This window comes from Jejuibacter sp. L23 (genome assembly GCF_050815825.1).
GTDB classification, from domain to species: Bacteria; Pseudomonadota; Gammaproteobacteria; order Enterobacterales; family Enterobacteriaceae; genus Jejubacter; species Jejubacter calystegiae.
This window is the reverse complement of record NZ_CP138199.1, coordinates 3,762,187-3,788,281: the sequence shown is the minus strand read 5'-3', so window position 1 is coordinate 3,788,281 and position 26,095 is coordinate 3,762,187. Positions and strand designations below refer to the sequence as shown.

The window sequence follows — 26,095 nt, the reverse complement described above, 5'->3', positions numbered from 1 at the left end:
CAAATGTCAGATCGTATGCGCCTGTTAGGGCGCGGCAGGTAAGAGAGCCTTATAGGCGCATCTGAAAAACCTCCGGCTATGCCGGAGGATATTTATTATGTAGATAAAGCGGGAAAATAAAATCTCTCCGTATTTGTAGCCAGCTTTCTTATAAAAAACTTTTCTCCCTATTTTATTATCTCTTTTTCCTGTTATGCCTACGGTTATTCCGTTTTGATTAAATAGACTTCTGTTTTTATTTAGAGCGTGGTTAATTGAAAAGGTGATTTAAATAAGAATTTTTCATATTGTATTTTTCAAAACTATCTAAAATAGTGATGTTTGCTGGCGACGTAGGGTAAGAATCGCCTTAATACCGGTGCGTTAGGCTTTAGCGATATTCATAACAAAGCGGATTTTAAAATCGAACATTCTGGTATCATTCTTAGTGGTGGTGGCAAATGGCACCATCACTATCCATAATAAGAACCATCAGCAGCTTTTTTCAGAATCGATTAACTGGCTTATGAATATTGTCGTGGCGGTGATTTGTTCAGGGGAAATATGCTGCGTTGATGAAGGTTTCGTTCACCTTAAGGTTACTTTTCTCTGTCACTTCTGGCACCGGTGAATGGGTAAGGAGGTTCAGGCATCGCCTCCTTACAACCTGGGTTTCCAGTCCGGATGGGGAGCCAGCAGTCAGTATCCAGCGTCGAAACCCTCACTATTTTTCTCAGATATGCCGAAATTTTTGGCGAGAATCATTCCGTAGGCAATTAGCTTGTTATCGTCCGGGATGGAGATTATCGCTCTGCAAATATCCGAATCAATGGCTGGATATGAGATAAAATAAGTATTCGTTGGGATGTCATTAACAGCAATAGTTACTTGCGTAACTATTGCTGTTTTTGTGACGTCATACTGATAACTTGCTATTTTTAAATAAAATTATGACCTGTCTGTTCTGGCATTTTTTAAACGCGCACTGTCATATTTGTACTAATAATAATACGAGAGGGATCGTTCGTTGATTTTTATTGTTCAGGTAGCTATAAAATAAGCGTGGGGAACGCCTCACAACAGGAGAATTATCTTGAATTTATATATCAGGAGATGGGATATATGAGAGATCTTAATATTCATGAAATGAATGAAGTTTCTGGTGCTGGCGTTATCGCTGATGCAGGTACTGCTTTAGGCCGTGGTATTGGTGCTATTGTAGAAAACTGTGGTGTAGAAGGCGCTACGGATGCAGGAGCTTCGCTGGGGACTGGTATTGGCCAGGTAGTTGAAGTCGGTGTTAATCTGGTGGGTTCAATTTTCGGCGGTCTGTTTGGCGGGCTGTTTCGGTAAGAAATAAGGCTCGCTGTCATTAATACCTATAGCCATAAGAGCTCTGTCTTATGGCTATCAAGAAGGTGTCTATGTGAGAGTTGTATGTAGCGAAATGAATATCGTTAGCGGCGATGTCGTTATTCAGAATGGGATCCAGGAGCAGGTAAAACTTTTGGCGATATAATCGGCCGGGGGATGATAACGCTGCCTGGCCCAGCTATACGGTGTTCGGTAATTTTGTTTTTGGTCGACCAGACGCTCAGATTGGTAATAAAAGTGGTGGCTTTATTAGTTCCGGAGTTGGCAAAGGTATTGATGGATTGATTGAAAAAACACTGGTATTAGTGAATATTTATTTATAAGGGAAATGTTTTTTTCTTAAACTTTTTTGTAGTTACGGGCATAAAGTTCCCTTTTGTTTAAGCCTCGTACTTTCAGGAAAAAATGCCGGTATTTTATGAGTAAAAAAGGGTTGTTTCGCCAGGAAGCGCTTGAAAATGCGAAAGCCAGATGGCTCGGACAGGCATTGCTGCTGTCGAGTTATCCAGGATGGGTCGTGATGTTCTTAACCTGTGCTTTTATCGGTGTACTACTGTCAGTGATTATTTTTTGTGATTACACGCGAAGGATCAATGTTAACGGAGAAGTGACCTCCTTGCCAAGAGCCGTAAATATATTTTCACCCGGCCAGGGGTTTATTAGTCATGCCCGGGTAAAGGTTGGTGAGTGGGTTAAAAAAGGTGATTCACTCTATCAAATCGATGTTAGTCGAACGACTCGCTCTGGTAATGTCAGTGAAAATGTTATTCAGGCGATGCGCGAACAAATTCTTATTGTTGAAAATATTATTCGTAAGCTGGAAGTCAATAAAAAAAGTACCTTAGCGCATATGGAAGAGCAGTTGGCGAAGTATCAGAACGCCTTGCAGGAATCATACCGGGTTGTTAATAATGCGAAAAAGGGCATGGCAGACATGAAACTGACCATGGAAAATTATGTTGATTATAAGCGCCGCGGCCTGATTAATAATGATCAGTTAACAAATCAACGTTATCTGTACTATCAACAGCAAAGCGTTTATCAGAATCTGAATACCCAACTAATTCAGCAAAGTTTGCAGATAATCAGTCTGGAAGACGATATCGTCACTAAAGCGACCGGGTTTGATAACCAAATTGCCCAGAATCAGTACCAGTTAAGTAACCTACGGCGCCAGCTGGCGGAGATGGATGCGACAGGAACGCTGCTGGTTAGCTCGCCTCTCGATGGCAGAATAGAGTCTCTGAGCGTGACCCAGGGGCAGATGGTTAATAATGGGGACAGCCTGGCGCAAATTGTACCGGAAAATAGCCAGGGCTATTTCCTGATTCTTTGGTTGCCTGATAGCAGCCTTCCTTATGTTGGCGTTGGGGATAAAATAAATATTCGCTATGAAGCTTTTCCCTATGAGAAGTTTGGTCAGTTTTCCGGGGAAATCGTATCCGTTTCCAGCGTGCCCGCTTCACCTCAGGAGCTGGCGTCATACAGTAATCCCCCCCAAATTCAGCAGAACGGCATGGTTGAACCTTTTTATAAGGCGATTGTGAATATTGAGTTCGATCATAGACGGCGTACGTTGAGGCTGACAAATGGAATGAAAGCTCAGGCTACGGTATTTCTTGAGCGACGGCCTCTTTATCAATGGATTCTTTCGCCTTTCTATGATGTTGTGAATAGTCTGATGGGGCCAGTAAATGGATAAGTCACTATTAGCCCGAATTTATAACCGGCTACAGTTTGCTCTGATAAGAAAGGTGCCTCAGATACTGCAAACTGAAAGCGCAGAGTGTGGGTTAGCCTGTCTGACTATGATTTGCCGCTACTATGGAATGGATGTCGATCTATTCAATTTGCGTCACCGATTCGGAATCTCTTCGCATGGTGCGACGCTTGGCCTGTTAGTGGATATTGCCGGTAAAGTTAATCTTAAGACCCGAGCGCTGTCGCTGGATCTTAACGAAGTTCGCCAGCTCAGAACGCCCTGTATCCTGCACTGGGATATGTGCCATTTTGTGGTACTGATTTCGGCTCGCCGCAACCGCTTTGTAATCCACGATCCGGCGTTTGGTCGTAGGGTCGTAGGGCTTGCCGAACTTTCCCGACACTTTACTGGCGTAGCTCTTGAACTATGGCCGGTTAAAGGGTTCTCAAAGGAAAAATCCCGCAGCAAGATGCGGTTGCGGGATCTGATGAGCAATATTCACGGGCTGGCTGGGGCATTAAGCAAGATCTTCTGCTTCAGTCTGTTGGTCGAAGCCATTAACTTGCTTATTCCGGTTGGTACTCAACTGGTCATGGATCATGTGATTATTGCAGAAGATCACCATCTGCTTTCGCTAATCTGTATCGGACTGCTGGCCTTTATCCTGTGCCGTACATTTATTGGTACGTTACGGGCATGGACCACTCTGGTTATGGCCTCGGTCATTGATGTTCAGTGGAAGAGTGGAATATTCGACCATTTAATGAAGCTACCGCTGGACTATTTCGAAAAGCGTCGTTTGGGTGACATTCAATCACGAATCGGGTCACTGGATATAATTCGTCAGACGCTAACGGAAAACCTGGTTAGCAGCATTATTGATATTATCGTCGCTACGGGCGTATTTATTATGATGGTGCTTTATGGTGGCTGGTTGGTGTGGGTTGTCTGCGCATTTACGCTGTTTTATATGATTTTGCGTATTTCTACTTATAATCGCTATCGTCAGGCCTGGGAAGAGAAGATAGTGAAGGAGGCTAAAGCTAGTTCACATTTTATGGAAACGCTGTATGGAATTAGCACATTAAAGGCGCTGGGGATTACCGGGTTACGCTCACGGTTTTGGCTTAATTTGAATATTGATAGCGCCAATGCGCGAATTCGTACCACGCGGTTGGACATGTTGTTTGGAGGCATTGTCAACTTTATCGGCGCTGTCGACCAGATAACGATCCTCTGGCTTGGGGCATCAATGGTTATTGATGGAGGAATGACGCTGGGAATGTTTGTGGCATTTAGCGCTTATCGTAGTCAGTTTTCCGCTCGGACCGCCAATTTGATTAATATTGCTTTACAGATGAGGCTGCTGGGGCTGCATAATGAGCGCGTGGCGGATATTGTGCTCAGCGAGCCAGAGGAGGAACAACCGGAAAGAGAGCTGGCGGCGGTTAATGAACCCATCGCGTTTCGTACCAGGAATATCGCTTTTCAATATGATGCGTTGTCCCGACCGATTTTCTCCGGGCTGAATATTACGGTTAAAGCAGGGGAAAGCGTGGCGATAGTCGGCCCGTCGGGGGTGGGGAAAACTACGCTAATGAAAGTGATGTCAGGATTACTGAAACCGACCGAGGGAAGCATTATCGCCAATGGGTTGGATATTAATAACGTTGGATTGAATAACTATCGACATAGTATCGCCTGCGTTTTGCAGGACGATAAGCTGTTTGCCGGCTCTATTGCTGATAATATAAGCAGTTTTGAAGAATATAGAGATTATGCCAGGATCGAGGAGTGTACTCGTCTTTGCAATATTCATGATGAGATAATGCATATGCCTATGGGGTATGAAACTTTGATCGGCGAACTAGGGGGAAACCTCTCCGGCGGGCAGAAGCAACGCCTGCTAATCGCGCGCGCGCTGTATCGTCAGCCAGGCATTCTGTTTCTTGACGAAGCGACCAGCCATCTGGATCTGGATAATGAAGCGAAAATCAACCAGGCCATTCGTGACCTCTGTATTACACGTATTTTTATCGCACATCGACCTTCGACTATCGCCAGCGCCGATCGCGTTATCGATCTGACTGCTGGCGTATCGTGATTAATGCGTCATTTCGTCAGTCGCGTAGAGCACCAGTGCCATATAAATCGAGAAATACATACGAAACAGCGAGATAAATTTTTCAGACAGCAGTATGGAAAGGTTATTCTGAATTTTCAGGTAACCTTTTTCCTGCGCCTCTCGTAATACGCTACAGACGTGAGAACGTGAAACGTGGCCATACTGAGCAATTTTCTTGCTGGATAACATAATACAGCGGCTATTTTGTTGAACATATTCCCGGTATATGATTAGCATGATCATATGGCCAGCATCTTTCTCAATAAAGAGTGCAACTTCAGGTAATATATCTACGATAGTAATATAATTTAAAATATAATCACTATAACGAAGCAGGAAATGGGGGATAAAATTTTCCGCATTGCGCGCATAGTGTAAAGAAACGGTGCTGTTCAGAATTTCGTAGGGTTTAAGCATGCTTTGGATCAGCTCAAACGCTTCCTGGAGAAGGCTGGTTGAAGGGGAATACAGACTTTCGCGGCGGTTGTCGTTGCGGCGGCAGGTTTCCAGGCGGCCGGAGACCCGAAGTTGTATCAGTAATGCGTTGAGGGCGCTGGCACTCATCAAATCTTTTCTTTTGAGAATGAAGTGCTTAACTTGCTTTAACGTTGCGCTGGATTTATTACGATAGTAAATCGCCAGAATCGTTGAACAGACGTAGAAACGATGATGCTTAAATAATACTTTGTAAAATAACGGCTTTCGGGTGTAGAATGTACTGAGCATCATCTCGTGAATCATAATCATTTCATTAAGATTCGTTTTCTTACATATATTACAGGCTCTTTCTCTTAATTCATTAATAAGGATATATCGTCGCTGGCTTTCCATGATTGCTACCATCCCTGACTCATTAATTATATAAAAATGCGCGGCGAACATTCGGAGCGCTATAGTAAGGAGCGCAGCGAAAACACTACCCATCCCTCTATTATGACGCTATTTTCGGGATTTGGGCAACAGATAATATAATTTTACGTTGTAACATGGGTGATAGCACGTTGTTCTCTTTACTTATTGCCTGCCACAATGGGAGGGTTCTGGTTAAAAATTAAAGAGTGATTTCGTATAAGAAAGCGTTGGTTAGTAACTAATGAGATTTGGATACAAACTTACAGTATTTCACTATCCGGGGATAACAGCAGGCTGTTGGCGCGGGTGGAAAACGATCCGCTGTTTTTATCGCTGTCCAGCCGCAATACCTTTTACGACTCGTGCTGGCTGATATAGAGTTCGCTACGTTTAAATGTTCAGGGCACCGTTGTCGATGCGCTTAATTATTTTCCAGGATCCGGATTCCGGGAATAAAAAAGGGATGAGCCATGCTCACCCCTTTTGCCTTCATCGTACCGCGCTTAGAAGCGGTAGTTAAAGTTGGCGCCATACAGCCAGGCTTTACCGTCAGATTTAAAGGTGTAAGGACCTTCGTTGATGGTGACGTGCTGACCGTGCATATAGGAAACGCCCACATCCACCGACGCATCCTCGTTAAAGGCGTAGGTGGTGCCCAGGCTAAGCCACAAACGATCCTGATCCGGAATAGAGATGGAGCGGGAGTTAGCCGGAACCGGGCTGTCATCGAAGGCGATACCGCCGCGGAAGGTCCAGTTATCGTCCATATAGTAAGTGGTACCCAACGCCACGCGCCATGCATCCTTAAAGCCTTCATGCTTATAGAACAGGGTCTGCCCGCCTTGTCCTTTGGCCTTCAGCTCCTGGAACTGGCTCCAGCTGGTATAGGTCATGCTGTAGTGAATAGCCCATTTAGGCGCGACCCGGTTGTAGCCTGAAATTTCCCACATCTCTGGCAGATTAAGCGTCAGAGCACCATCCACGGTGCTGCCGTCAGTGCCCATCGGCAAACCGAAACCGCCCAGAATCTGGTTATAGGCCGAAGGCAGCGAGCTCTTATAGGCGCCGTCGAAGTCAATCTTCACTTCGGAGCGGTAGGTCAGACCGTAACGGTTGTTTTTATCCAGTTCGTACAGGATACCGGCGTTCCAGCCAAAGCCCCATTCGTTGCCCTTAAGGCGGGCGATTTGGGTGTCGTAGGGCAGGTTCGCCACCATACCCGCCTGTGCAGGCGGCAGCATGCCGGAGCCCGCGGCGATCTGGCCCATATCCCCGGCATAGCGCTCAATTTTGGCCCGGGCGTAAACGGCATTAAAGCCCAGTCCGAAGCTCCACTGCTCGTTCAGACGATAAGCGCCGCTCAGGTTCAGGTTCATGGTTTCCAGGTCGGTCTTACCACCCATAGTGCCTGCGGCATAGCTATCGGCAAACTCGGTGGCCAGACCGTAGTTGGAGGTCAGCGATGCCCCCCAACCGAAGTGTTCGTTAATCGGTGCCACGAAGTGGATATTCGGCACCCATGCGGTGGGGGCGATGTTATCCGCGTCCAGGCTGTTGCCGGTAGGAGAGGTGCCGGAAATATCCACGTCCGGATCGACGAAGATGGCCCCGGCGGAAAAGCTCGGACGATCGAACATCATAATGGTTGCCGGGTTGCGGCTGGCGGAGCCCGCGTTATCGGCGATGGCGCCTTCCCCTGAATAGGCGCGACCAAGGCCTGAGGAAGAGAACTCGTTTAACTGAAAGCCGGCAGACCACGCGGATGTTGAGATGAGTGCCACTGCGACTGCTATCGATGATTTTGTAAACAGGGTTTTCTGGCTCATGACCAAAACCTCATAATTTATTTTTATTCAAACAATGTTACATGCCGTAACAGGAGCGCGAAGTGTAGGGTCTGTGGTACTGCGAGGAAATCAGACCAGTGGCGAGAGTATGGTACGACCAGCAGGAATGTTGCAGTTATGTATACGATTTTTTTCAATTGTAATTAACGAAACGAGATCTGGCTGGCAATTTCCCGGGGGATTACGGGGTCATTGGCGGGCATTTTTTGTTTTAGATCATTTTTAATTGTGATTTTTGTCACGTAAGCGGTATTCCGACATTCTCAACTGGAGAGGGGCAGGGACGGGGCGTAAAATATTCGCAGTATCTACCGGCGCATCTTCGGGTGCGTAAACAGAGGAAATGATTATGAGCAAATGCAGTGCTGATGAAACTCCGGTTTGCTGCTGCGTTGATGTTGGCACCGTCATGGACAACACTGACTGCACCGCTTCCTGGAGCCGGGTATTCTCAACTAAAGCCGAAGCTGAAAAGATGCTGGCGGAACTGACGGCCAAAGCGCGTCAGGCCGAATCTGAACCCTGCCAGATTACGCCGCGCTTCACCGAAGAAGCCGAAGGCGTGCGCATGGATGTCGATTTCGTTTTCGCCTGCCAGGCAGAAGCACTGATCTTCCAGCTCGGCCTGCGTTAATCCCTCTTATAAGCCCTCCATCCCGGAGGGCTCTTTTTGTATACAGAAAACCCCCAGCTAGGCTGGGGGTTCCGTGAAGCTTTCAGCTATAAATCAGTTATATAAACCCCTTTTGATTTGTTAAAACACCTTGCGGTCTGGCAACTGCAAGGGTTAAACAAGAAATCAAAAGGGGGTCCCAATGGGGGACGAAAAGAGCTTAGCGCATACCCGATGGAACTGTAAATATCACATAGTTTTTGCGCCGAAATACCGGAGACAGGTGTTCTATGGAGGGAAGCGCAGGGCGATAGGTAAGATCTTAAGAAAGCTGTGTGAATGGAAAAGTGTGAAGATACTGGAAGCGGAATGCTGTGCAGATCATATCCATATGCTTGTGGAGATCCCGCCGAAGATAAGCGTGTCGAGCTTCATGGGTTATCTGAAAGGGAAAAGCAGTCTGATGCTGTACGAGCAGTTTGGAGATCTGAAGTTCAAATACAGGAACAGGGAGTTCTGGTGTCGTGGGTATTATGTAGACACGGTGGGCAAGAACACGGCAAGGATACAGGAATACATAAAGCACCAACTGGAGCAGGACAAGCTGGGAGAACAGTTATCGATTCCGTATCCAGGTAGCCCGTTTACGGGCCGTAAGTAACGAAGTTTGATGCAAATGTCAGATCGTATGCGCCTGTTAGGGCGCGGCAGGTAAGAGAGCCTTATAGGCGCATCTGAAAAACCTCCGGCTATGCCGGAGGATATTTATTATTTCTCCATCTTTCCGTGCGTTGACTCGCATTTTCCCGTCGCCGCTCCTGGCTGAATGCCGCTTTCTGGTTAACACTGATATCAGGTCAGACCTCTTTAAAAATTACGCCAGGAAAACAAGGGAGCGTTATGAATCAACCCGGACCGCTGGTCACCCGCCAGGGGGAGCGTATTGCATTTGTCGCCGGTCTGCGTAGCCCATTCGCCCGCCAGGCGACGACACTCCGTGCGCTGCCGGCGCTCGATCTGGGCAGGATGGTGGTGGCGGAATTGCTGGCGCGTAGTGAAATTCCCCCCGAATCCATTGAACAGCTGGTCTTTGGCCAGGTGATTCAGATGCCTGAAGCGCCCAATATCGCCCGTGAAATCGTGCTGGGGACCGGCATGCGGGTAGAGACCGATGCCTACAGCGTCAGCCGCGCCTGTGCCACCAGTTTCCAGGCGGTGGCCAATGTGGCGGAAAGCCTGATGGCGGGAACGATTCGTGCCGGTATCGCCGGCGGTGCCGATTCGGCTTCGGTGTTGCCCATCGGCGTCAGCAAACGGCTGGCGGCTACGCTTGTGGATCTCAACCGCGCGCGCAGTCTGGGGCAACGCATGAAGCTGTTGGCGGGTCTGCGGCCCCGGGATCTGCTGCCGGTGGCACCGGCGGTAGCGGAATATTCCACCGGCCTGAGGATGGGGGATTCGGCGGAACAGATGGCGAAAAAACACGGCATCAGCCGTGAGGATCAGGATGCCTTTGCGCATCGCTCGCATCAGCTGGCAGCTCGCGCCTGGCAGAAGGGGTGGCTGAATCCGGAGGTGATGACCGCGTACGTCCCGCCGTGGCGGGAGCCGGTCAGCGGCGATAACGGCATTCGCCAGGATTCCCGACTGGAAGATTACGCCAGGTTGCGCCCGAGTTTTGATCGCCACCACGGTACGGTCACCGCCGGAAACAGTTCGGCGTTGACCGACGGTGCGGCGGCGCTGGTGATGATGACCGAATCCCGGGTCCGGGAGTTGGGGCTTACCCCGCTGGGTTTTCTTCGCAGTTACGCCTTTCGCGCGCTGGATGTTCGTCAGGATATGTTGCTGGGCCCGGCCTGGGCCACACCGCTGGCGCTGGAGCGGGCCGGAATCGCTATGGCGGATTTAACCCTGTTCGATATGCATGAAGCCTTTGCCGCTCAGGCGCTCTGTAACCTGAAGATGCTGGCAAGCAGCCGCTTCGCCCGGGATGTTCTGGGGCGCTGCCGGGCCACCGGCGAGGTGGACGGCAGTCAGTTTAACGTGCTGGGGGGCTCGCTGGCTTACGGGCACCCCTTTGCCGCCACCGGTGCGCGCATGATAACCCAAACTCTGAATGAACTGCGGCGGCGCGGCGGCGGCCTGGGGCTGGTCACCGCCTGTGCGGCGGGGGGGTTGGGTACCGCCATGGTTCTGGAGGTCGAATAATGGAAACAGGCTCCGCATTTTCCCTGACGCTACGCCCGGATAATGTCGCCGTCATCACCATTGATATTCCCGGCGAGCAGATGAACGTCCTCAGGATCGATTTTGCCGATGAGGTGCGCGCTATGCTGTGCAAGCTAAGGGAAAACCCCGATCTGGCTGGCGTGGTGTTTATCTCCGGTAAGCCGGATAACTTTATCGCCGGTGCCGATATCAACATGATTGCCGGTTGTCAGAGTGCCGAACAGGCCGAAGCGCTGGCGCGTCAGGGGCAGCAGTTAATGGATGAAATTGCCGCCTTGCCGGTGACCACGGTGGCGGCGATTCACGGCCCTTGCCTGGGAGGCGGCCTGGAGCTGGCGCTGGCCTGTCAGCAGCGGGTATGCAGCGACGACGAGATCACCCGGCTGGGGCTGCCGGAAGTTCAACTTGGGCTGTTGCCGGGCTCCGGAGGAACCCAGCGTTTGCCGCGGCTGGTGGGCGCCAGCCGGGCGCTGGAGCTGATGCTGACCGGCCGCCAGTTGCGGGCGAAGCAGGCGTTGAAGATGGGACTGGTGGATGAGGTGGTGTCACAAAGTATTCTTCTCGACAGCGCAGTAGCGCGCATTATGAATGAGAATGTACCGCGTCGTACCTTACCGATACGGGAACGACTGCTGACCGGGCCGCTGGGGCGAGCGTTACTGTTTCGCATGGTGGAAAAGCAGACCCGGCGCAAAACCCGGGATAACTACCCGGCAGCGCAGCGCATTCAGGCAGTGGTACATACGGGGCTGACTCAGAGCGACACCGTGGGCTACGACGAAGAGGCCAGAGCCTTTGGCGAACTGGCGATGACGCCTGAATCTGCGGCGCTGCGCCACCTGTTTTTTATTAGTACCCTGATGAAAAAAGATCCTGCCAGTAAAGCGACGCCGCTACCCGTCAGGCAGGTTGGCGTACTGGGCGGCGGCCTGATGGGGGGCGGTATTGCGTATGTGACCGCCACCCGGGCCGGGTTGCCGGTCAGGATTCGCGACATCCGGGAAGAGGGGATTCATCACGCGCTGAAGCACGCGTGGCAGCAGCTTTCGACCCGGGTCACCCGGTGTCAGTTAACTGTAGCGCAGCGCAATGCGCAGATGGCGTCTATCACTGGCACTACCGATTACAGCGGCTTTGGCCAACGGGATCTGGTGATTGAAGCGGTGTTCGAAGATTTGGCCCTGAAGCGTCAGATGGTGGCGGAGGTCGAAACTCACGGGGCGCCGCAGACGATTTTTGCCTCTAACACCTCGTCGCTGCCTATTAGCGAGATTGCCGCCGGGGCCCAACGCCCGGGGCAGGTGATCGGGCTGCACTATTTCAGTCCGGTGGAAAAAATGCCGTTGGTAGAGGTGATTCCCCATGCCGAAACCGACGAAGCGACGCTCGCCACCGCGGTCTGGCTGGCGAAGCGTCAGGGGAAAACCCCGATAGTGGTGGCCGATCGCCCGGGCTTCTACGTAAACCGCATCCTGGCGCCCTATATTAATGAGGCGCTGCGCTGCCTGAGCGAAGGAGAGCCGGTGGAGCATATCGACGAAGCTCTGACCGCCGCCGGGTTCCCGGTCGGGCCGATACAGCTGCTGGATGAAGTGGGTATCGATGTTGGAACTAAGATCATCCCGATACTGGAACAGGCTTTCGGCAGTCGCTTTAGTCCACCTGAAACGATTGCAGCAATTTTGAACGACGATCGCAAAGGGCGCAAAAATGGCCGTGGCTTCTATCTTTATCCCGCCAAAGGGGGTAAAAGCAGGAACAAGAGGGCCGATCCGGCTATCTACCAGCTTCTTGGCGTGACGCCAGCGGCGCAGCAGAGCGCTCAGGCCATTGCCCGGCGCTGTATGCTGATGTTGTTGAACGAAGCTGCGCGCTGTCTGGATGAATCGGTAGTGCGCAGCGCGCGCGATGGTGATGTCGGCGCGGTCTTCGGGCTGGGGTTCCCGCCGTTTCTGGGGGGGCCTTTCCACTATATAGACAGGCTGGGGGCCCGCACGCTTGTGGCGGAACTGGAACAACTGGCGGAACGTTTTGGCGAACGTTTTAGCCCCTGTCAGGCGCTGCGCGCTCGGGTACAGCGGGAAAAAGCCACCGGTCAGGGGAACCCTGAACCGCAGGAGGGAGTCTGAATAGAGGTAACTGATTGAAGCGTCAGGCAAGGCTTGAATGTTGCGCTGGCTGTTTTGTCATCAGTCATTGACTACACTTACACCATTAAGGTAAAAGACAGCGTTTCATTCGAAAAATGGATCAGGCACAATGCCCGGCCGTCGACTACGCGCAGTTAACAGATGATCCTGTTTAACCGTGCAGGTCGGCGTTTCTGGTTAACAAAAGCGGTGCAATATGCAAGTTTTTATCATGCGTCACGGCGACGCGGCACTCGATGCCGCCAGTGACTCGGTTCGTCCGCTAACCCACTGTGGTTGTGATGAATCCCGTCAAATGGCGACCTGGTTAAAAGGTCAAAAGGTGGATATCGAACGTGTTCTGGTAAGCCCCTATCTGCGAGCCGAACAGACTCTGGATGTGGTGCGTGAAACGCTCTCCGGCCTGTCACAGGTAGAAGTCATGCCGGAGCTGACCCCCTGCGGCGATCCCGCCATGGTCAGCGCCTGGTTGCAGACCCTGGCAAACGAGGGCGTCTCCTCGGTGCTGGTGATTTCACATCTGCCGTTGGTGGGGTATCTGGTATCAGAGCTTTGCCCGGGGGAAACTCCGCCAATGTTCTGCACTTCAGCGATCGCCAGCGTCACACTGGATGCCGAAACCGGACAGGGGAAATTCGACTGGCAGATGAGTCCCTGCAACCTGAAAATGCCGAAGGCGATCTAACCTCCGGCCTGACGCATATCTTCCGATCTGCGCCCCCGAAGCCGCCTCTGTGCGGCTTCGGTCATTTATAGCACCGGTCTGCCGCTACGGTAGCTCCGGCGGCTGCCACTCCTCCACTTCGATCAGCACCAGCAGCGCGGCATCGCCACCCCAGGTCTTTGGTGCCTGATGGAAGGCCATAACGTGAGGGTGCTGCGCCAGCCACAGTGGCGTCTGCTGTTTCAGAATATGTTTGCCGTGACCGTGCATTACGCAGGCGCACCAGACGTGCTCGCGGCGACAGGCCGCAATCAGCGCCCCCAGTTCCTGTTTAGCCTGCAACTGAGTCAGGCCGTGCAGGTCGAGGAACAGCTCTGGCGAATAGTCGCCCCGCTTAAGCTTCTTGAGTTCGAAGTGGCTGACGTCTTCGCGCACGTAGCGCATGGGGCCATCGTTTGACAACAGAGGCTGAAATTCGTCTGAAAAGTAGTGGCTGGCATCCACCTGTTCCTGAATCAGACGTTTGGTCGGCACTTCACTGCTTTTTTTGCGCAGCGGACGGTGCACGACCGTGTCCTGGGAAAGCTTGCGCGTACCGCGCATCAGCTCCCGGAACAGCGCCTTATCTTCGGGGTTAAGTGGATCTTTTTTGTTCATAACGTTCTCATACTCGATGGAGATCGTGGATTTTAGCATTTTCTCATCGACTGTTAATAAAAGCCGTTGTCGCTTTATCTGTCTGAGTGCTGATTTGTCGCGGCGTTCATGGCAAACTAGCCGCCGGAAAGAATGCGCTATCGGCCTGCGGAGGGCAATGTGGATAAAATTTTTGTTGATGAGGCAGTCAGCGAGCTGCATACCATTCAGGATATGCTGCGCTGGGCCGTCAGTCGCTTTAGCGCCGCCAATATCTGGTACGGCCACGGCACCGATAATCCCTGGGACGAAGCCGTACAACTGGTTCTGCCTACTCTCTACCTGCCGCTGGATATCCCGGAAGATATGCGTACTTCGCGCCTGACCTCCAGCGAACGCCACCGCATTGTCGAACGCGTGATCCGCCGGGTGAATGAGCGTATTCCGGTGGCCTACCTGACCAACAAAGCCTGGTTCTGCGGGCATGAATTTTATGTGGATGAGCGCGTGCTGGTGCCGCGTTCGCCGATTGGCGAGCTGATTAATGGCCGCTTCTCCGGGCTGATTGGCCACGAGCCGCGCCACATACTGGATATGTGCACCGGCAGCGGCTGCATCGCCATCGCCTGTGCTTATGCCTTCCCGGAAGCCGAAGTGGATGCCGTGGATATCTCCCTGGATGCCCTGGCGGTTGCCGAGCGCAACATTGACGAGCACGGCATGCAAAATAATGTCACGCCTATTCGCAGCGATCTGTTCCGCGATCTGCCAAAGGTGCAGTATGACCTGATCGTCACCAATCCGCCGTACGTCGATGCCGAAGATATGGGTGACCTGCCGGGCGAATATCATTTCGAGCCGGAGCTGGGGCTGGCGGCGGGGTGCGATGGCCTGAAGCTGGCGCGTCGCATCCTTGGCTGTGCTCCGGACTACCTTAACGACGGCGGCGTGCTGATTTGCGAAGTGGGCAACAGTATGGTGCATATGATGGAGCAGTATCCGGACGTGCCCTTTACCTGGCTTGAGTTCGATAACGGCGGCGATGGGGTCTTTATGCTGACCAAAGAGCAGCTAATCGCCGCCCGTGAACATTTCGGCATCTATAAAGACTAAACGCAAAACAACAGACGGGAGCGGGCAATGAATCCGCTCCTCTTCAAATACAACGACGACAACGGTAAGGAGCCGTGATGGCAGGGAACAGTATTGGACAACTCTTTCGCGTAACGACATTCGGTGAATCCCACGGTCCGGCGCTGGGCTGTATTGTAGACGGCGTACCGCCGGGCATTGCGCTGACCGAAGCCGACCTGCAGCACGATCTGGACCGGCGCCGCCCGGGCACCTCGCGCTACACCACCCAGCGCCGCGAGCCGGACCAGGTGAAGATTCTGTCCGGTGTCTTCGAAGGGGTCACCACCGGCACCAGCATCGGCCTGCTGATTGAAAACACCGACCAGCGCTCCCAGGACTACAGCGCCATTAAGGATCTGTTCCGTCCCGGGCACGCCGATTACACCTATGAACAGAAATATGGCCTGCGTGACTATCGCGGCGGCGGTCGCTCTTCGGCGCGGGAAACCGCCATGCGCGTGGCTGCGGGGGCCATTGCCAAAAAGTATCTGGCGCAAAAACACGGCATTGAGATTCGAGCCTGTCTGACCCAGATGGGCGATATTCCGCTGGAGATCAAAGACTGGTCCCAGGTTGAACAGAACCCCTTCTTTTGCCCGGATCCGGCGAAAATCGACGCGCTGGACGAGCTGATGCGCGGCCTGAAGAAAGAAGGCGACTCTATTGGCGCGAAGGTGACCGTTGTTGCGGATAATGTTCCGCCCGGGCTGGGCGAACCGGTTTTCGACAGGCTGGATGCCGATATCGCTCACGCGCTGATGAGCATCAACGCGGTAAAAGGGGTGGAGATTGGCGACGGCTTCGATGTTATCGCCTTACGCGGCAGCGAAAACCGCGATGAGATTACTCATCAGGGCTTCCAGAGCAACCACGCTGGTGGCGTGCTGGGCGGTATCAGCAGCGGTCAGCAGATCCTGGCCAGTCTGGCTCTGAAGCCAACCTCCAGCATTATGGTGCCAGGCCGTACCCTGAATCGCGCTGGTGAAGAGGTGGAAATGGTAACCCGTGGGCGTCACGACCCCTGCGTCGGGATCCGCGCTGTGCCTATCGCAGAGGCGATGATGGCCATCGTCCTGATGGATCATCTGCTGCGTCAGCGCGGCCAGAACGGCGATGTTGTCAGCCCATTGCCGCGTTGGTGAAGCCATGAAAAAACCGCTTATCGCTCTGGCTTGCGCGCTAATGTGCGCGGGCGCCGCGGCCGCTACGCCGTGGCAGAAAATCACCCATCCTATCGCCGGAAGCCCGCAGTCAGTGGGCACCTTTTCTAACGGCTGTATTATCGGCGCTCATCCGCTGCCGCTGGAATCAGATAACTATCAGGTGATGCGTACCGACCAGCGTCGCTACTTCGGTCATCCGCATCTGGTGGCGTTTATTCAGCGCCTGAGCAGTCAACTGCATCAGGACAATCTGGGCACCATGCTGGTGGGGGATATGGGAATGGCGGCCGGTGGCCGTTTTAGCAGCGGCCACGCCAGCCACCAGACCGGTCTGGACGTCGATATCTTCCTGCAGTTGCCGCACTATCGCTGGACCAGCGCGCAGCTGCTGCGACCCCAGGCGCTCGATCTGGTCTCCGCTGACGGTAAGCGGGTGGTTTCCTCCCGCTGGCAGCCACAGCTTGGCACCATGGTGCGGCTCGCCGCTCAGGACGACGAAGTCACGCGTATCTTCGTGAGCCCGGCCATCAAGCAGCGGTTATGCGAAGATGCCGGAGCCGATCGCGACTGGCTGCGCAAGGTTCGTCCCTGGTTTGGTCATCGCGCCCATATGCACGTCCGTTTGCGCTGCCCGGCAGATAGCCTGGAGTGTGAAGAGCAGGCTCCGCCACCGCCGGGTGACGGTTGCGGCTACGAACTGCAGAGCTGGTTCGAGCCACCGAAGCCTGGTAGTCAGCCCCACAAGAAGAAGACGCCGCCACCGCTGCCGCCTTCCTGTCAGGCCCTGCTGGATAGACACCTGCTATAACAGGAGAGCAAAATGGAATGGTTTATGGTGTCACCACTGCTTCTGGTGGTGCTGTTTTTCGTGGCTGTTCTGGCCGGTTTTATCGATGCCCTGGCCGGGGGCGGTGGACTGTTAACGGTTCCTGCCCTGATGGCGGCGGGTATGTCGCCTGCTCAGGCGCTGGCTACCAATAAGTTGCAGGCCTGCGGGGGATCGCTCTCTGCCAGCCTCTACTTTATCCGGCGTCGGGTGGTGAACCTGGCCGATCAGAAGCTGAATATTCTGATGACCTTTATTGGCTCTACCAGCGGCGCGTTGCTGGTGCAGCACGTTCAGTCGGATATCCTGCGTCAGATTTTGCCGCTGCTGGTGATTGGTATCGGCCTCTACTTTCTGCTGATGCCGAAAATCGGCGCAGAGGATCGTAAGCGCAGGCTGTACGGTCTGCCATTCGCCCTGGTGGCGGGTGGTATGGTCGGTTTTTACGACGGTTTTTTCGGCCCCGGCGCGGGCTCTTTCTACGCGCTGGCGTTCGTTACCCTGTGCGGCTTTAACCTGGCGAAATCCACGGCCCACGCCAAGGTGTTGAACGCCACTTCGAATCTGGGCGGCCTGCTGCTGTTTATTATCGGCGGTAAGGTGGTCTGGGGGACCGGCTTCGTGATGATGGCCGGGCAGTTCTGCGGCGCCCGCCTTGGCTCGCGCCTGGTATTAAGCAAAGGACAGCAGTTGATCCGCCCGATGATCGTGGTCGTCTCCGCGGTGATGAGCGCTAAACTGTTATATGACAGTCATGGACAGGAATTCCTCCACTGGCTGGGGATGGCATAACACGATGAAACATCACTATGAGCAGCTTATCGACGTGTTCGATAGCTGTTTTTTCGATGAATTTAATACCCGTCTGATTAAAGGCGATGATGAACCGATCTATCTTCCGGCAGATGAAGAGGTCGGTTATCACCGTATTATCTTCGCACACGGCTTTTACGCCAGCGCCCTGCATGAGATCTCTCACTGGTGTATTGCGGGCGCCAAACGTCGTGAGCAGGTGGATTTTGGCTACTGGTACTGCCCGGACGGTCGCGATGCGCAGACCCAGGGCCGCTTTGAGGATGTCGAAGTGAAACCGCAGGCGCTGGACTGGCTGTTCTGCGTGGCGGCGGGTTATCCCTTTAACGTCAGTTGTGACAACCTGGAAGGGGATGTCGAGCCGGATCGCATTGCCTTCCAGCGTCGGGTGCATGGCCAGGTGATGGCGTATCTTGAGCAGGGGATCCCGGCGCGACCGGCGCGCTTTATCGACGCCCTGCGTCACTATTACCATACGCCGCCTCTGGCGGCTGAGCAGTTCCCGTGGCCGGAAGATTTCCGGTAAGCGACAGATTTATGATGAGGAAAAACGATGATCGCGGATTTTGAAGCAAGCATTCTGGCGTTAATTGACGATATGGTGGAGCACGCCAGTGATGATGAACTGTTCGCCAGCGGTTATCTGCGCGGCCATCTGACGCTGGCGGTGGCCGAACTGGAACACGGCGAGGATCACTCGCCGGACGCGGTCTATGCCACCGTGGCTGGAAGCCTGGAAAAGGCGATCGGTGCGGGCGAGCTGTCGCCCCCGGATCAGGCGCTGGTACTGGATATGTGGGATCGTCTGTTCCAGAAGGCGAAGGCGCAGTAATTCCCCTCACCATAACCCTCTCCCCAATGGGGAGAGGGAACCCAAAGACGGTATCAACCTACACCCTCTCCCTGGGAGAGGGTTGGGGTGAGGGAGAGGGCCTTCCCCTTCAACAACTTCCTGATCCATAACCGATTCGGATTCAGCGCCGCCAGGGTTGTGGCCTCCAGCGGCAGCGGTTCGCCGCTCATCTGCGCCGCCAGAATTTCGGCCGTGAGCGGCGCGCTGCACAGTCCCCGCGATCCCAGGGCCCCCAGAACAAACAGATTCGGATAAACCGGCGCATTTTCTACCCGCTCTGGCGTTGTCGCCTGTTCAGCCAGATGCGCATAGCGGGAGACCGTGCTGTTAAAATCCGGAACGGCGCCCACCATCGGCATGTGATCGCGGGTGGCGCAGCGTACGCCGCTGCGCGCTTCACCGGCGCTGATATCGACCTCCCTGGCCCACTGCGCTTCGGGGAAGCAGTCGATCAGACGCTGGCGATTCTGCTGCTGGTCGTCTGACCGATAGTCGGTGCTGGTTTCGCCCCGATGGTAGCTGGCGCCAATGCAGTGCTGGTCGAAGCCCGGACTGCGTGGGGTCAGATAGCCGTCGTAGCACAGCACCTGGCGTAATGCGCCCAGCGCTGGCGTTGAGGGGATATGACTGACCTGACCAGCAACCGGGTAAACCGGTAGCGCTTCGCTCTGGGCAAAACCGCCGATCTGATGACCGCAGGCCAGTACCAGCGCCTGATGGCGGCTTGTTTTGCCGTCGGCGAAGTGAAGCATCCAGCCGTCACCGGAAGGCTGGATATCGGCCACTTGACGGCGGTAGTGCAGTTGCAACCCCCTATCCACAGCGAGCGTGAGGGCGGCGGCGGTGAGCTGCGCCGGATTCAGCCAGCCTCCCAGCGGATAACTGATACCGCCGCAGCCGGTCGCCACGCCAGTCAGTTGTTCAGCCTCTCCGCTATTCAGGCCCCGGGCGATGGCGTCCGGTAGCCCTGTGGTCAACATTTTGGCGATCTTGTTGCGACTCTTCTCATTCCAGGCCAGTTGGGTTACGCCGCACCAGTCGTGCTCGAAGGTTAGCGGCAGGGCGTCGTAGAGTCGGCGTGCGAAGGTGAACGCGGCGGGGAAAAAGCCCGCCAGCGCGGAATCTCCGGGGTTGAGCAGGGGATAGAGTGCCCCCTGGCGGTTGCCGGAAGCGCCCTGCGCCGGGGAATCGTCCGCACAGTAGAGCGTGATCTGCCAGCCGCGCCTGAGCAGCGCCAGCGCCAGTAGCGCGCTGGCGATACCGCCGCCGATTAGCGCCGCTTCCCGGCCCTGGGCTGGGGGGCGGTGATACCACGGGGTTTGCCCATGCCCATGCCCAGGCGGGGCGGTTTCCAGCGTACCGGTTAACATTTCACGCTTGCGGCCAAATCCTTTGCGTTTCGCCATGGCAAAGCCCGCCTCCTGTAAACCACGCCGCACAAACCCGGCAGCGGTAAAGGTAGCGAGCGTGGCGCCGGGGCGTGCCAGTCGCGCCATGCCGTGAAACAGTTCCGGTACCCACATATCCGGATTCTTCGAAGGCGCGAAGCCGTCAAGGAACCAGGCATCGACCTGATTGCGATAGCTGTCATCCAGTTGTGACATAGTCTGGTTAATATCACCAAACCACAGATCGAGCGTGACCTGGCCATTATCCAGCAGTAGTCGGTGGCAGCCGGAGAAGGGGAGCGGCCAGCTGTTCTGAAGCTGGTTAGCCAGCTCCGCCAGCTCGGGCCAGTGGCTATGTGCGCGAGTCAGGGAGTCCCTGGTCAACGGGTACTTTTCAAAGCTGATAAAGTGCAGACGCTTCAGCGTTGCCTCGGGATGGGCGGCGCGAAAGGTGTTAAATGCCTGCCAGAGCGTCAGAAAATTGAGCCCGGTGCCGAAGCCGCTTTCGGCGGTGATAAACAGCTCACGCGGGTGCTGCGCAAAGTTCTCCGGCAGCTGATTTCCCCCCAGAAACACATGGCGCGTCTCCTCCAGTCCGTTATCATTAGAAAAGTAGACGTCATCGAATTCTCGGGATACAGGTGTACCCTCTTCGTTAAAGTGGAGGTTGGCCGGTTGTATAGAGGATTGTTTCACGTAAGTTGCTCGTCTGACAGGCAGTAGAACGATCTTAACGATGTGTGTAAGAGTGCGCAAATTTCCCGACTAATTCTCTGATCGGACTTGTTCGGCGTACAAGTGTACGCTATTGTGCGACTCGAAATGACTAATCGTGCATTGACTTGCAAAGAGGTATTGAATGAAACGTGCAGTGATTACTGGCCTGGGCATCGTTTCCAGCATCGGTAATAACCAGCAGGAAGTCCTGGCATCTCTGCGTGAAGGACGCTCAGGGATCACTTTCTCTCAGGAATTTGTCGATTCCGGAATGCGTAGCCACGTATGGGGCAACGTTAAACTTGACACCACCGGCATGATCGACCGCAAAGTGGTCCGTTTCATGAACGACGCCTCCATCTATGCATACCTCTCCATGCAGCAGGCCATTGAAGATGCCGGTCTGAAAGACGAGGTTTATCAGAACAACCCTCGAGTGGGCCTGATTGCCGGATCCGGCGGCTCCTCTAAATCTCAGGTGTTCGGCGCCGATGCGATGCGCAGCCCGCGCGGCCTGAAAGCGGTGGGTCCGTATGTCGTGACTAAAGCGATGGCCTCTGCGGTTTCCGCCTGTCTGGCGACTCCGTTTAAAATCCACGGCGTCAACTATTCCATCAGCTCCGCTTGTGCAACTTCCGCACACTGTATCGGCAATGCGGTCGAACAGATCCAACTGGGCAAGCAGGACATCGTATTTGCCGGCGGCGCCGAAGAGCTGTGCTGGGAAATGGCCTGTGAATTCGATGCCATGGGCGCGCTTTCCACCAAATATAATGACACGCCGGATAAGGCGTCCCGTACCTATGATGCAAGCCGCGACGGCTTCGTTATCGCAGGTGGTGGCGGTATGGTTGTGGTGGAAGAGCTGGAACACGCGCTGGCGCGTGGTGCTCATATCTACGGCGAGATTGTTGGCTACGGTGCGACCTCCGACGGTGCCGACATGGTGGCACCTTCTGGCGAAGGCGCGGTACGCTGCATGAAGATGGCGATGGATGGCGTGGATACCCCTATCGACTATCTGAACAGCCACGGTACTTCCACACCGGTCGGCGACGTGAAAGAGTTGGGGGCTATCCGCGAAGTCTTTGGCGATACCACCCCGGCTATCTCCGCCACCAAGGCCATGACCGGTCACTCCCTGGGGGCCGCAGGCGTTCAGGAAGCTATCTACTCTCTGCTGATGCTGGAGCACGGCTTTATCGCGCCGAGCATCAACATTGAAGAGATGGACGAGCAGGCGAAAGGCCTGAACATCGTCACCGAGCCGACCGAGCAGCAGCTGACTACGGTGATGTCCAACAGCTTCGGCTTTGGCGGCACTAACGCCACGCTGGTGATGCGTAAATACAGCGCCTGATTCAGGTACTGAATGGAAAAGGCCGCACGAGCGGCCTTTTTTACGTCCGGAGCAGATGGAGTCAGCAGTATGTCTGCCATAGAACAAAGCAAAAAAGCCTCTCAATCAGAAAATCTGTCGCTGTTTCGTATCGCCTTTGCCGTCTTTCTGACCTATATGACCGTCGGATTGCCGCTGCCGGTGATTCCGCTGTTTGTGCATCAGGATCTGGGTTACGGCAATACCCTGGTCGGGGTGGCGGTAGGGATTCAGTTCCTGGCCACGGTACTGACTCGCGGCTATGCCGGTAAACTGGCGGATCAGCGCGGCGCCAAACGTTCAGTGATGCAGGGCATGCTGGCCTGTGGGCTGGCCGGGCTGGCCTGGCTGCTGGCGGCGATCCTGCCGGTGCCGACGGCGGCGAAGTTTGCCCTGCTGGTGGTGGGGCGTCTGATCCTCGGTTTTGGCGAAAGTCAGCTGTTGACCGGTAACCTGGCCTGGGGGCTGGGACTGGTGGGGCCCCGACGCTCCGGTAAGGTAATGTCCTGGAACGGTATGGCGATTTACGGCGCGCTGGCGGCGGGGGCACCGCTGGGATTATGGATCCACAGCCACTTCGGTGTGGCGGCGCTGGCGGGTACGACGGTTGCGTTGCCGCTGGTGGCGCTGTTGTTTAATGCCGGCGTGGGACGCGTACCGACCCATAATGGCGAGCGTCCGTCGCTGTGGAGCGTGGTGGGGCAGATTTGGCCCCAGGGCATTGGTCTGGCGCTTCAGGGGGTAGGTTTCGCGGTTATTGGTACCTTTGTCTCACTGTGGTTTGTCAGCCGCGGCTGGCCGATGGCGGGCTTTACCCTGACGGCATTTGGCTGTGCTTTTGTACTGATGCGTATTCTGTTCGGCTGGATGCCGGATCGCTATGGCGGAGTGCGGGTCGCCGTGGTGTCGTTGCTGATAGAGTCCATTGGCCTGACGCTGCTGTGGCAGGCGCCTAATGCCTGGATTGCGCTGACCGGCGCGGCCCTGACCGGTTGTGGGTGTTCGCTGATCTTTCCGGCGCTGGGCGTTGAGGTGGTGAAACGGGTGGCGCCGCAGGTGCGGGGCACGGCGTTAGGGGGATATGCCGCATTCCAGGATATCGCCTACGGAGTGAGCGGACCGCTGACTGGCCTTCTGGCCACATCAATGGGATATCCTTCCGTGTTTCTTGCTGGCGCTATCAGTGCGTTATTGGGGATAGCGGTCACGCTGGCGGCGTTTCGTCGCTAACTGAAAGGCGCCCCGAAGGGCGCCTTTTCACAGCATCAACCAGAGTAACGCGATAACCGCAATCACCACGATCAGCGCCAGGCCTGGGCGCTCCTTCAACTGATTCAGCGGCGCCATAATGGGGCCGAACAGCACCTCCTGCCGGACATGTTCCTCCTGACGGTGGGAGACTTCTTTACGAACGCGATCGCAACGCAGCATTAAGAGCTGATTTAACAGATCCTGCACCTGGGGCGGCGTCAGTATGCTGTTGGGCAGAGCTCCATACTGCTGTCGGGCGTAATCGCCGATCTCCCGCCATTCGTTGCTTTCCAGCGGCTGCTTTAGCGCTGCCTGCAGGCTATGCAGAGTCGGGGCGCTTTCGCGGGACAGCATCAGACGGGCCTGTAACCAGGTGGTCAGCGGCGCATAGTGGCGGGCAGCTATGGGGGCTCCATGCTTTGCGCCGGTCAGCTCCAGCATCGACTGCCAGATAAGCTTCGCCGACTCCCCGGTGGCGGCGGAAAGCTTACCCACCAGTTGATTGAGCGCGTTATGCTCGGCAGGCAGCAGCGGGCGCTCGGTGGCCGGGCGCTGTACCGGTTGGGGGATAGAGAGCTCGCCGCGCTGTAGTAGGGTCAGCACCTGTTTGAGCTGGTCCGGCGTAAGCTGGCTCAGCACCGTCTGCCCGAACTGCTGGCGGATATAATCGCTCACCGCCTGGCGGTTATTGCCGTGCTGGAGTAGCACGGTGAGCTGTTGCAGTACCTGACGCGGCTCATGACGGACCTGTGCCTGACTCAGACGCTGCTGTAGATTCTGCTCGGCGGCGGGAAAGTGACGCGCCAGTAGCGGCTGATCGTTGTTCATACCCAAATCGTGCTTTAGCGCGGCCCAGACACCGGCTCCAGGCTGCTGGCTCAGGGCGATGATACGGGTCACCAGACGCTCCAGCACGGTGCGCTGCTGTGGTGTCAGAGGCTGAGGCGCGGTCTGAGGGCGGCCAACGGGAGGTTCACCCGGAGGATGCGCACCGGCGCCTGAAAGGGGCTGTATCATCGATATTCCTTACTCTGTACGATAAAACATTGAGCGGCAGTAACAGACACTGTCTGGGCCTGGCGGCGGGATTATGGCACACTTATATCCTTTATACTTCATATTGCAGGCACGGGTTTGCCCTGTGCTCACAGAGCTGCCATCCAGGCCCGATTGTAATCTGAAGTGGCTGCGGGGAGATCCCTTCTCCCGCACAAAAACAGGTACGGTAACGTGAAAATTCTCGTCGATGAAAATATGCCTTACGCCCGCGAACTTTTTAGCCGCCTGGGCGAGGTGAAGGCTGTTCCCGGCCGCCCGCTGCCGGTGTCAGAACTGAGCGATGCAGAGGCGCTGATGGTGCGTTCGGTCACGAAGGTGAACGAGGCGCTATTGCAGGGGCATGGGGTTAAATTTGTTGGCACCGCCACTGCGGGTACCGACCATGTGGATCAGGCGTGGCTGGCGCAGCAGGGCATTGGTTTCTCGGCGGCACCTGGCTGTAACGCCATTGCCGTAGTGGAATATGTCTTTTCCGCGCTACTGATGCTGGCGGAGCGCGATGGTTTTGCGCTGCGCGATCGTACTGTCGGGATTGTCGGGGTTGGTAATGTCGGCTCCCGTCTGCAGGCGCGCCTGGAAGCGCTGGGCATTCGCACTCTGCTGTGCGATCCGCCCCGTAAAGACCGCGGCGACGACGGTGATTTTCAGCCGCTGGAAACCCTGGTTCGGGAAGCCGATATTCTCACATTCCATACGCCGCTCTATAAAGAGGGGCAGTATAAAACGCTGCATATGGCCGATGAAGCGCTGATTGCCAGCCTGAAACCCGGGGCTATCCTGGTGAATGCCTGCCGCGGACCTGTGGTGGACAACGCCGCTCTGCGCCGTCGTCTGGAGGCCGGACAGGCGTTGAGCACGGTGCTGGACGTATGGGAGCCGGAGCCGGATCTCGACGTGGAATTGCTTAAGCGTGTCGATATCGGCACTGCGCATATCGCCGGCTACACTCTGGAAGGCAAAGCGCGTGGCACGACCCAGGTGTTTGAAGCCTACAGCACTTTCCTGGGGCAATCCCAACAGGTGGCGCTGGATACTCTGTTGCCAACGCCGGACGTGGTGCGTCTGGCGGTACATGGCCCCCTTAACCAGGCGCTGCTGAAACGTCTGGCGCATCTGGTGTATGATGTGCGCCGCGATGATGCGCTGCTGCGTCATGCAGCGGGGCGACCGGGCGAATTCGACAAGCTGCGTAAGAACTATGCCGAACGCCGCGAATGGTCCTCGCTTTACGTATTATGTGACGACGCCGCAACGGCGGCTCTGCTGCAAAAGCTGGGCTTCGGCGCCGTACACCATCCATCCCATTAATTCTGTTGACCGTCCGCCACAGGGTGGGTGG

22 protein-coding genes are annotated in these 26,095 nt (G+C 55.0%); 17 read left to right on the top strand and 5 right to left on the bottom strand.

The window, feature by feature from the left end; translation table 11 throughout:
* Positions 1-1,101: 1,101 nt before the first annotated feature.
* The 3 genes from SCU88_RS18050 (at position 1,102) to SCU88_RS18040 (ending at position 5,159) form a co-directional block, all read left to right on the top strand.
* Positions 1,102-1,332, top strand: a complete 231-nt coding sequence (locus SCU88_RS18050) for a hypothetical protein (protein ID WP_138098703.1) — start codon at positions 1,102-1,104, stop codon at positions 1,330-1,332.
* 439 nt (positions 1,333-1,771) lie between these two features.
* Complete coding sequence (locus tag SCU88_RS18045; RefSeq protein ID WP_175342329.1) at positions 1,772-3,055, top strand: HlyD family efflux transporter periplasmic adaptor subunit; 1,284 nt, start codon at positions 1,772-1,774, stop codon at positions 3,053-3,055.
* Complete coding sequence (locus tag SCU88_RS18040; RefSeq protein WP_175342330.1) at positions 3,048-5,159, top strand: ABC transporter transmembrane domain-containing protein; 2,112 nt, start codon at positions 3,048-3,050, stop codon at positions 5,157-5,159. Before SCU88_RS18045 ends, SCU88_RS18040 begins: the two co-directional genes overlap by 8 nt.
* On the opposite strand, the gene SCU88_RS18035 is transcribed toward SCU88_RS18040, so the two are convergent.
* Both SCU88_RS18035 and fadL read right to left on the bottom strand, forming a co-directional pair.
* Positions 5,160-5,921, bottom strand: coding sequence for a hypothetical protein (locus tag SCU88_RS18035; RefSeq protein WP_431810036.1), 762 nt, complete (start codon positions 5,919-5,921; stop codon positions 5,160-5,162). It lies immediately after the preceding gene.
* A gap of 614 nt (positions 5,922-6,535) precedes the next feature.
* Positions 6,536-7,858, bottom strand: coding sequence for a long-chain fatty acid transporter FadL (gene fadL, locus SCU88_RS18030; RefSeq protein ID WP_168198849.1), 1,323 nt, complete (start codon positions 7,856-7,858; stop codon positions 6,536-6,538).
* 370 nt (positions 7,859-8,228) lie between these two features.
* Here fadL and SCU88_RS18025 point away from each other — a divergent pair, with 370 nt between their 5' ends.
* The 5 genes from SCU88_RS18025 to sixA all read left to right on the top strand — a co-directional run bounded on the left by SCU88_RS18025 (position 8,229) and on the right by sixA (position 13,559).
* Positions 8,229-8,513: a DUF406 family protein gene (locus tag SCU88_RS18025; RefSeq protein WP_175342332.1), complete on the top strand. Its 285-nt coding sequence runs from the start codon at positions 8,229-8,231 to the stop codon at positions 8,511-8,513.
* 181 nt (positions 8,514-8,694) lie between these two features.
* A complete protein-coding gene (gene tnpA, locus SCU88_RS18020; protein ID WP_175342350.1) occupies positions 8,695-9,153 on the top strand; it encodes an IS200/IS605 family transposase in 459 nt (152 codons plus the stop codon).
* 239 nt (positions 9,154-9,392) lie between these two features.
* Positions 9,393-10,703, top strand: coding sequence for an acetyl-CoA C-acyltransferase FadI (fadI, locus tag SCU88_RS18015; protein WP_175341236.1), 1,311 nt, complete (start codon positions 9,393-9,395; stop codon positions 10,701-10,703).
* The gene (fadJ, locus tag SCU88_RS18010; protein WP_175341235.1) at positions 10,703-12,853 is read left to right on the top strand and encodes a fatty acid oxidation complex subunit alpha FadJ; all 2,151 of its coding nucleotides are present in this window, start codon (positions 10,703-10,705) and stop codon (positions 12,851-12,853) included. Before fadI ends, fadJ begins: the two co-directional genes overlap by 1 nt.
* A 217-nt stretch (positions 12,854-13,070) precedes the next feature.
* Positions 13,071-13,559, top strand: coding sequence for a phosphohistidine phosphatase SixA (gene sixA, locus SCU88_RS18005; protein WP_175341234.1), 489 nt, complete (start codon positions 13,071-13,073; stop codon positions 13,557-13,559).
* A gap of 84 nt (positions 13,560-13,643) precedes the next feature.
* Here sixA and smrB read toward each other — a convergent pair whose 3' ends face one another.
* Positions 13,644-14,195, bottom strand: a complete 552-nt coding sequence (smrB, locus tag SCU88_RS18000) for an endonuclease SmrB (protein WP_138098685.1) — start codon at positions 14,193-14,195, stop codon at positions 13,644-13,646.
* A gap of 159 nt (positions 14,196-14,354) precedes the next feature.
* Here smrB and prmB point away from each other — a divergent pair, with 159 nt between their 5' ends.
* The 6 genes from prmB to SCU88_RS17970 all read left to right on the top strand — a co-directional run bounded on the left by prmB (position 14,355) and on the right by SCU88_RS17970 (position 18,942).
* Complete coding sequence (gene prmB, locus SCU88_RS17995) at positions 14,355-15,287, top strand: 50S ribosomal protein L3 N(5)-glutamine methyltransferase (protein WP_175341233.1); 933 nt, start codon at positions 14,355-14,357, stop codon at positions 15,285-15,287.
* Positions 15,288-15,364: 77 nt separating this feature from the next.
* On the top strand, positions 15,365-16,450 hold the full coding sequence (aroC, locus tag SCU88_RS17990) for a chorismate synthase (RefSeq protein WP_138098681.1): 1,086 nt from the start codon (positions 15,365-15,367) through the stop codon (positions 16,448-16,450).
* A gap of 4 nt (positions 16,451-16,454) precedes the next feature.
* A complete protein-coding gene (mepA, locus tag SCU88_RS17985; protein WP_175341232.1) occupies positions 16,455-17,279 on the top strand; it encodes a penicillin-insensitive murein endopeptidase in 825 nt (274 codons plus the stop codon).
* 12 nt (positions 17,280-17,291) lie between these two features.
* A complete protein-coding gene (locus SCU88_RS17980) occupies positions 17,292-18,089 on the top strand; it encodes a sulfite exporter TauE/SafE family protein (protein WP_138098677.1) in 798 nt (265 codons plus the stop codon).
* Between the two features lie 4 nt (positions 18,090-18,093).
* The gene (locus SCU88_RS17975; protein WP_175341231.1) at positions 18,094-18,636 is read left to right on the top strand and encodes an elongation factor P hydroxylase; all 543 of its coding nucleotides are present in this window, start codon (positions 18,094-18,096) and stop codon (positions 18,634-18,636) included.
* 27 nt (positions 18,637-18,663) lie between these two features.
* On the top strand, positions 18,664-18,942 hold the full coding sequence (locus SCU88_RS17970) for a YfcL family protein (RefSeq protein WP_138098673.1): 279 nt from the start codon (positions 18,664-18,666) through the stop codon (positions 18,940-18,942).
* 53 nt (positions 18,943-18,995) lie between these two features.
* Here the strand turns inward: SCU88_RS17970 and mnmC are convergent, their stop codons facing one another.
* Positions 18,996-21,047, bottom strand: a complete 2,052-nt coding sequence (gene mnmC / locus SCU88_RS17965; RefSeq protein WP_175341230.1) for a bifunctional tRNA (5-methylaminomethyl-2-thiouridine)(34)-methyltransferase MnmD/FAD-dependent 5-carboxymethylaminomethyl-2-thiouridine(34) oxidoreductase MnmC — start codon at positions 21,045-21,047, stop codon at positions 18,996-18,998.
* 163 nt (positions 21,048-21,210) lie between these two features.
* Here mnmC and fabB point away from each other — a divergent pair, with 163 nt between their 5' ends.
* The gene (gene fabB, locus SCU88_RS17960; RefSeq protein WP_138098669.1) at positions 21,211-22,428 is read left to right on the top strand and encodes a beta-ketoacyl-ACP synthase I; all 1,218 of its coding nucleotides are present in this window, start codon (positions 21,211-21,213) and stop codon (positions 22,426-22,428) included.
* Between the two features lie 69 nt (positions 22,429-22,497).
* Entirely contained in the window at positions 22,498-23,676 is a 1,179-nt protein-coding gene (locus SCU88_RS17955) for an arabinose transporter (protein WP_175341229.1), read from the top strand.
* A gap of 27 nt (positions 23,677-23,703) precedes the next feature.
* Here SCU88_RS17955 and flk read toward each other — a convergent pair whose 3' ends face one another.
* A complete protein-coding gene (flk, locus tag SCU88_RS17950) occupies positions 23,704-24,714 on the bottom strand; it encodes a flagella biosynthesis regulator Flk (protein WP_138098665.1) in 1,011 nt (336 codons plus the stop codon).
* 213 nt (positions 24,715-24,927) lie between these two features.
* Between flk and pdxB the strand changes: the two genes are divergently transcribed.
* Positions 24,928-26,064, top strand: coding sequence for a 4-phosphoerythronate dehydrogenase PdxB (gene pdxB / locus SCU88_RS17945; RefSeq protein WP_175341228.1), 1,137 nt, complete (start codon positions 24,928-24,930; stop codon positions 26,062-26,064).
* The last annotated feature ends 31 nt before the right edge of the window (positions 26,065-26,095 follow it).

Coding starts and splice junctions, on each gene's coding strand:
- SCU88_RS18050 (WP_138098703.1), top strand. CDS start 1,102: ATGAGAGATCTTAATATTCATGAAATGAATGAAGTTTCTGGTGCTGGC.
- SCU88_RS18045 (WP_175342329.1), top strand. CDS start 1,772: ATGAGTAAAAAAGGGTTGTTTCGCCAGGAAGCGCTTGAAAATGCGAAA.
- SCU88_RS18040 (WP_175342330.1), top strand. CDS start 3,048: ATGGATAAGTCACTATTAGCCCGAATTTATAACCGGCTACAGTTTGCT.
- SCU88_RS18035 (WP_431810036.1), bottom strand. CDS start 5,921: ATGATTCACGAGATGATGCTCAGTACATTCTACACCCGAAAGCCGTTA.
- fadL (WP_168198849.1), bottom strand. CDS start 7,858: ATGAGCCAGAAAACCCTGTTTACAAAATCATCGATAGCAGTCGCAGTG.
- SCU88_RS18025 (WP_175342332.1), top strand. CDS start 8,229: ATGAGCAAATGCAGTGCTGATGAAACTCCGGTTTGCTGCTGCGTTGAT.
- tnpA (WP_175342350.1), top strand. CDS start 8,695: ATGGGGGACGAAAAGAGCTTAGCGCATACCCGATGGAACTGTAAATAT.
- fadI (WP_175341236.1), top strand. CDS start 9,393: ATGAATCAACCCGGACCGCTGGTCACCCGCCAGGGGGAGCGTATTGCA.
- fadJ (WP_175341235.1), top strand. CDS start 10,703: ATGGAAACAGGCTCCGCATTTTCCCTGACGCTACGCCCGGATAATGTC.
- sixA (WP_175341234.1), top strand. CDS start 13,071: ATGCAAGTTTTTATCATGCGTCACGGCGACGCGGCACTCGATGCCGCC.
- smrB (WP_138098685.1), bottom strand. CDS start 14,195: ATGAACAAAAAAGATCCACTTAACCCCGAAGATAAGGCGCTGTTCCGG.
- aroC (WP_138098681.1), top strand. CDS start 15,365: ATGGCAGGGAACAGTATTGGACAACTCTTTCGCGTAACGACATTCGGT.
- mepA (WP_175341232.1), top strand. CDS start 16,455: ATGAAAAAACCGCTTATCGCTCTGGCTTGCGCGCTAATGTGCGCGGGC.
- SCU88_RS17980 (WP_138098677.1), top strand. CDS start 17,292: ATGGAATGGTTTATGGTGTCACCACTGCTTCTGGTGGTGCTGTTTTTC.
- SCU88_RS17975 (WP_175341231.1), top strand. CDS start 18,094: ATGAAACATCACTATGAGCAGCTTATCGACGTGTTCGATAGCTGTTTT.
- SCU88_RS17970 (WP_138098673.1), top strand. CDS start 18,664: ATGATCGCGGATTTTGAAGCAAGCATTCTGGCGTTAATTGACGATATG.
- fabB (WP_138098669.1), top strand. CDS start 21,211: ATGAAACGTGCAGTGATTACTGGCCTGGGCATCGTTTCCAGCATCGGT.
- SCU88_RS17955 (WP_175341229.1), top strand. CDS start 22,498: ATGTCTGCCATAGAACAAAGCAAAAAAGCCTCTCAATCAGAAAATCTG.
- flk (WP_138098665.1), bottom strand. CDS start 24,714: ATGATACAGCCCCTTTCAGGCGCCGGTGCGCATCCTCCGGGTGAACCT.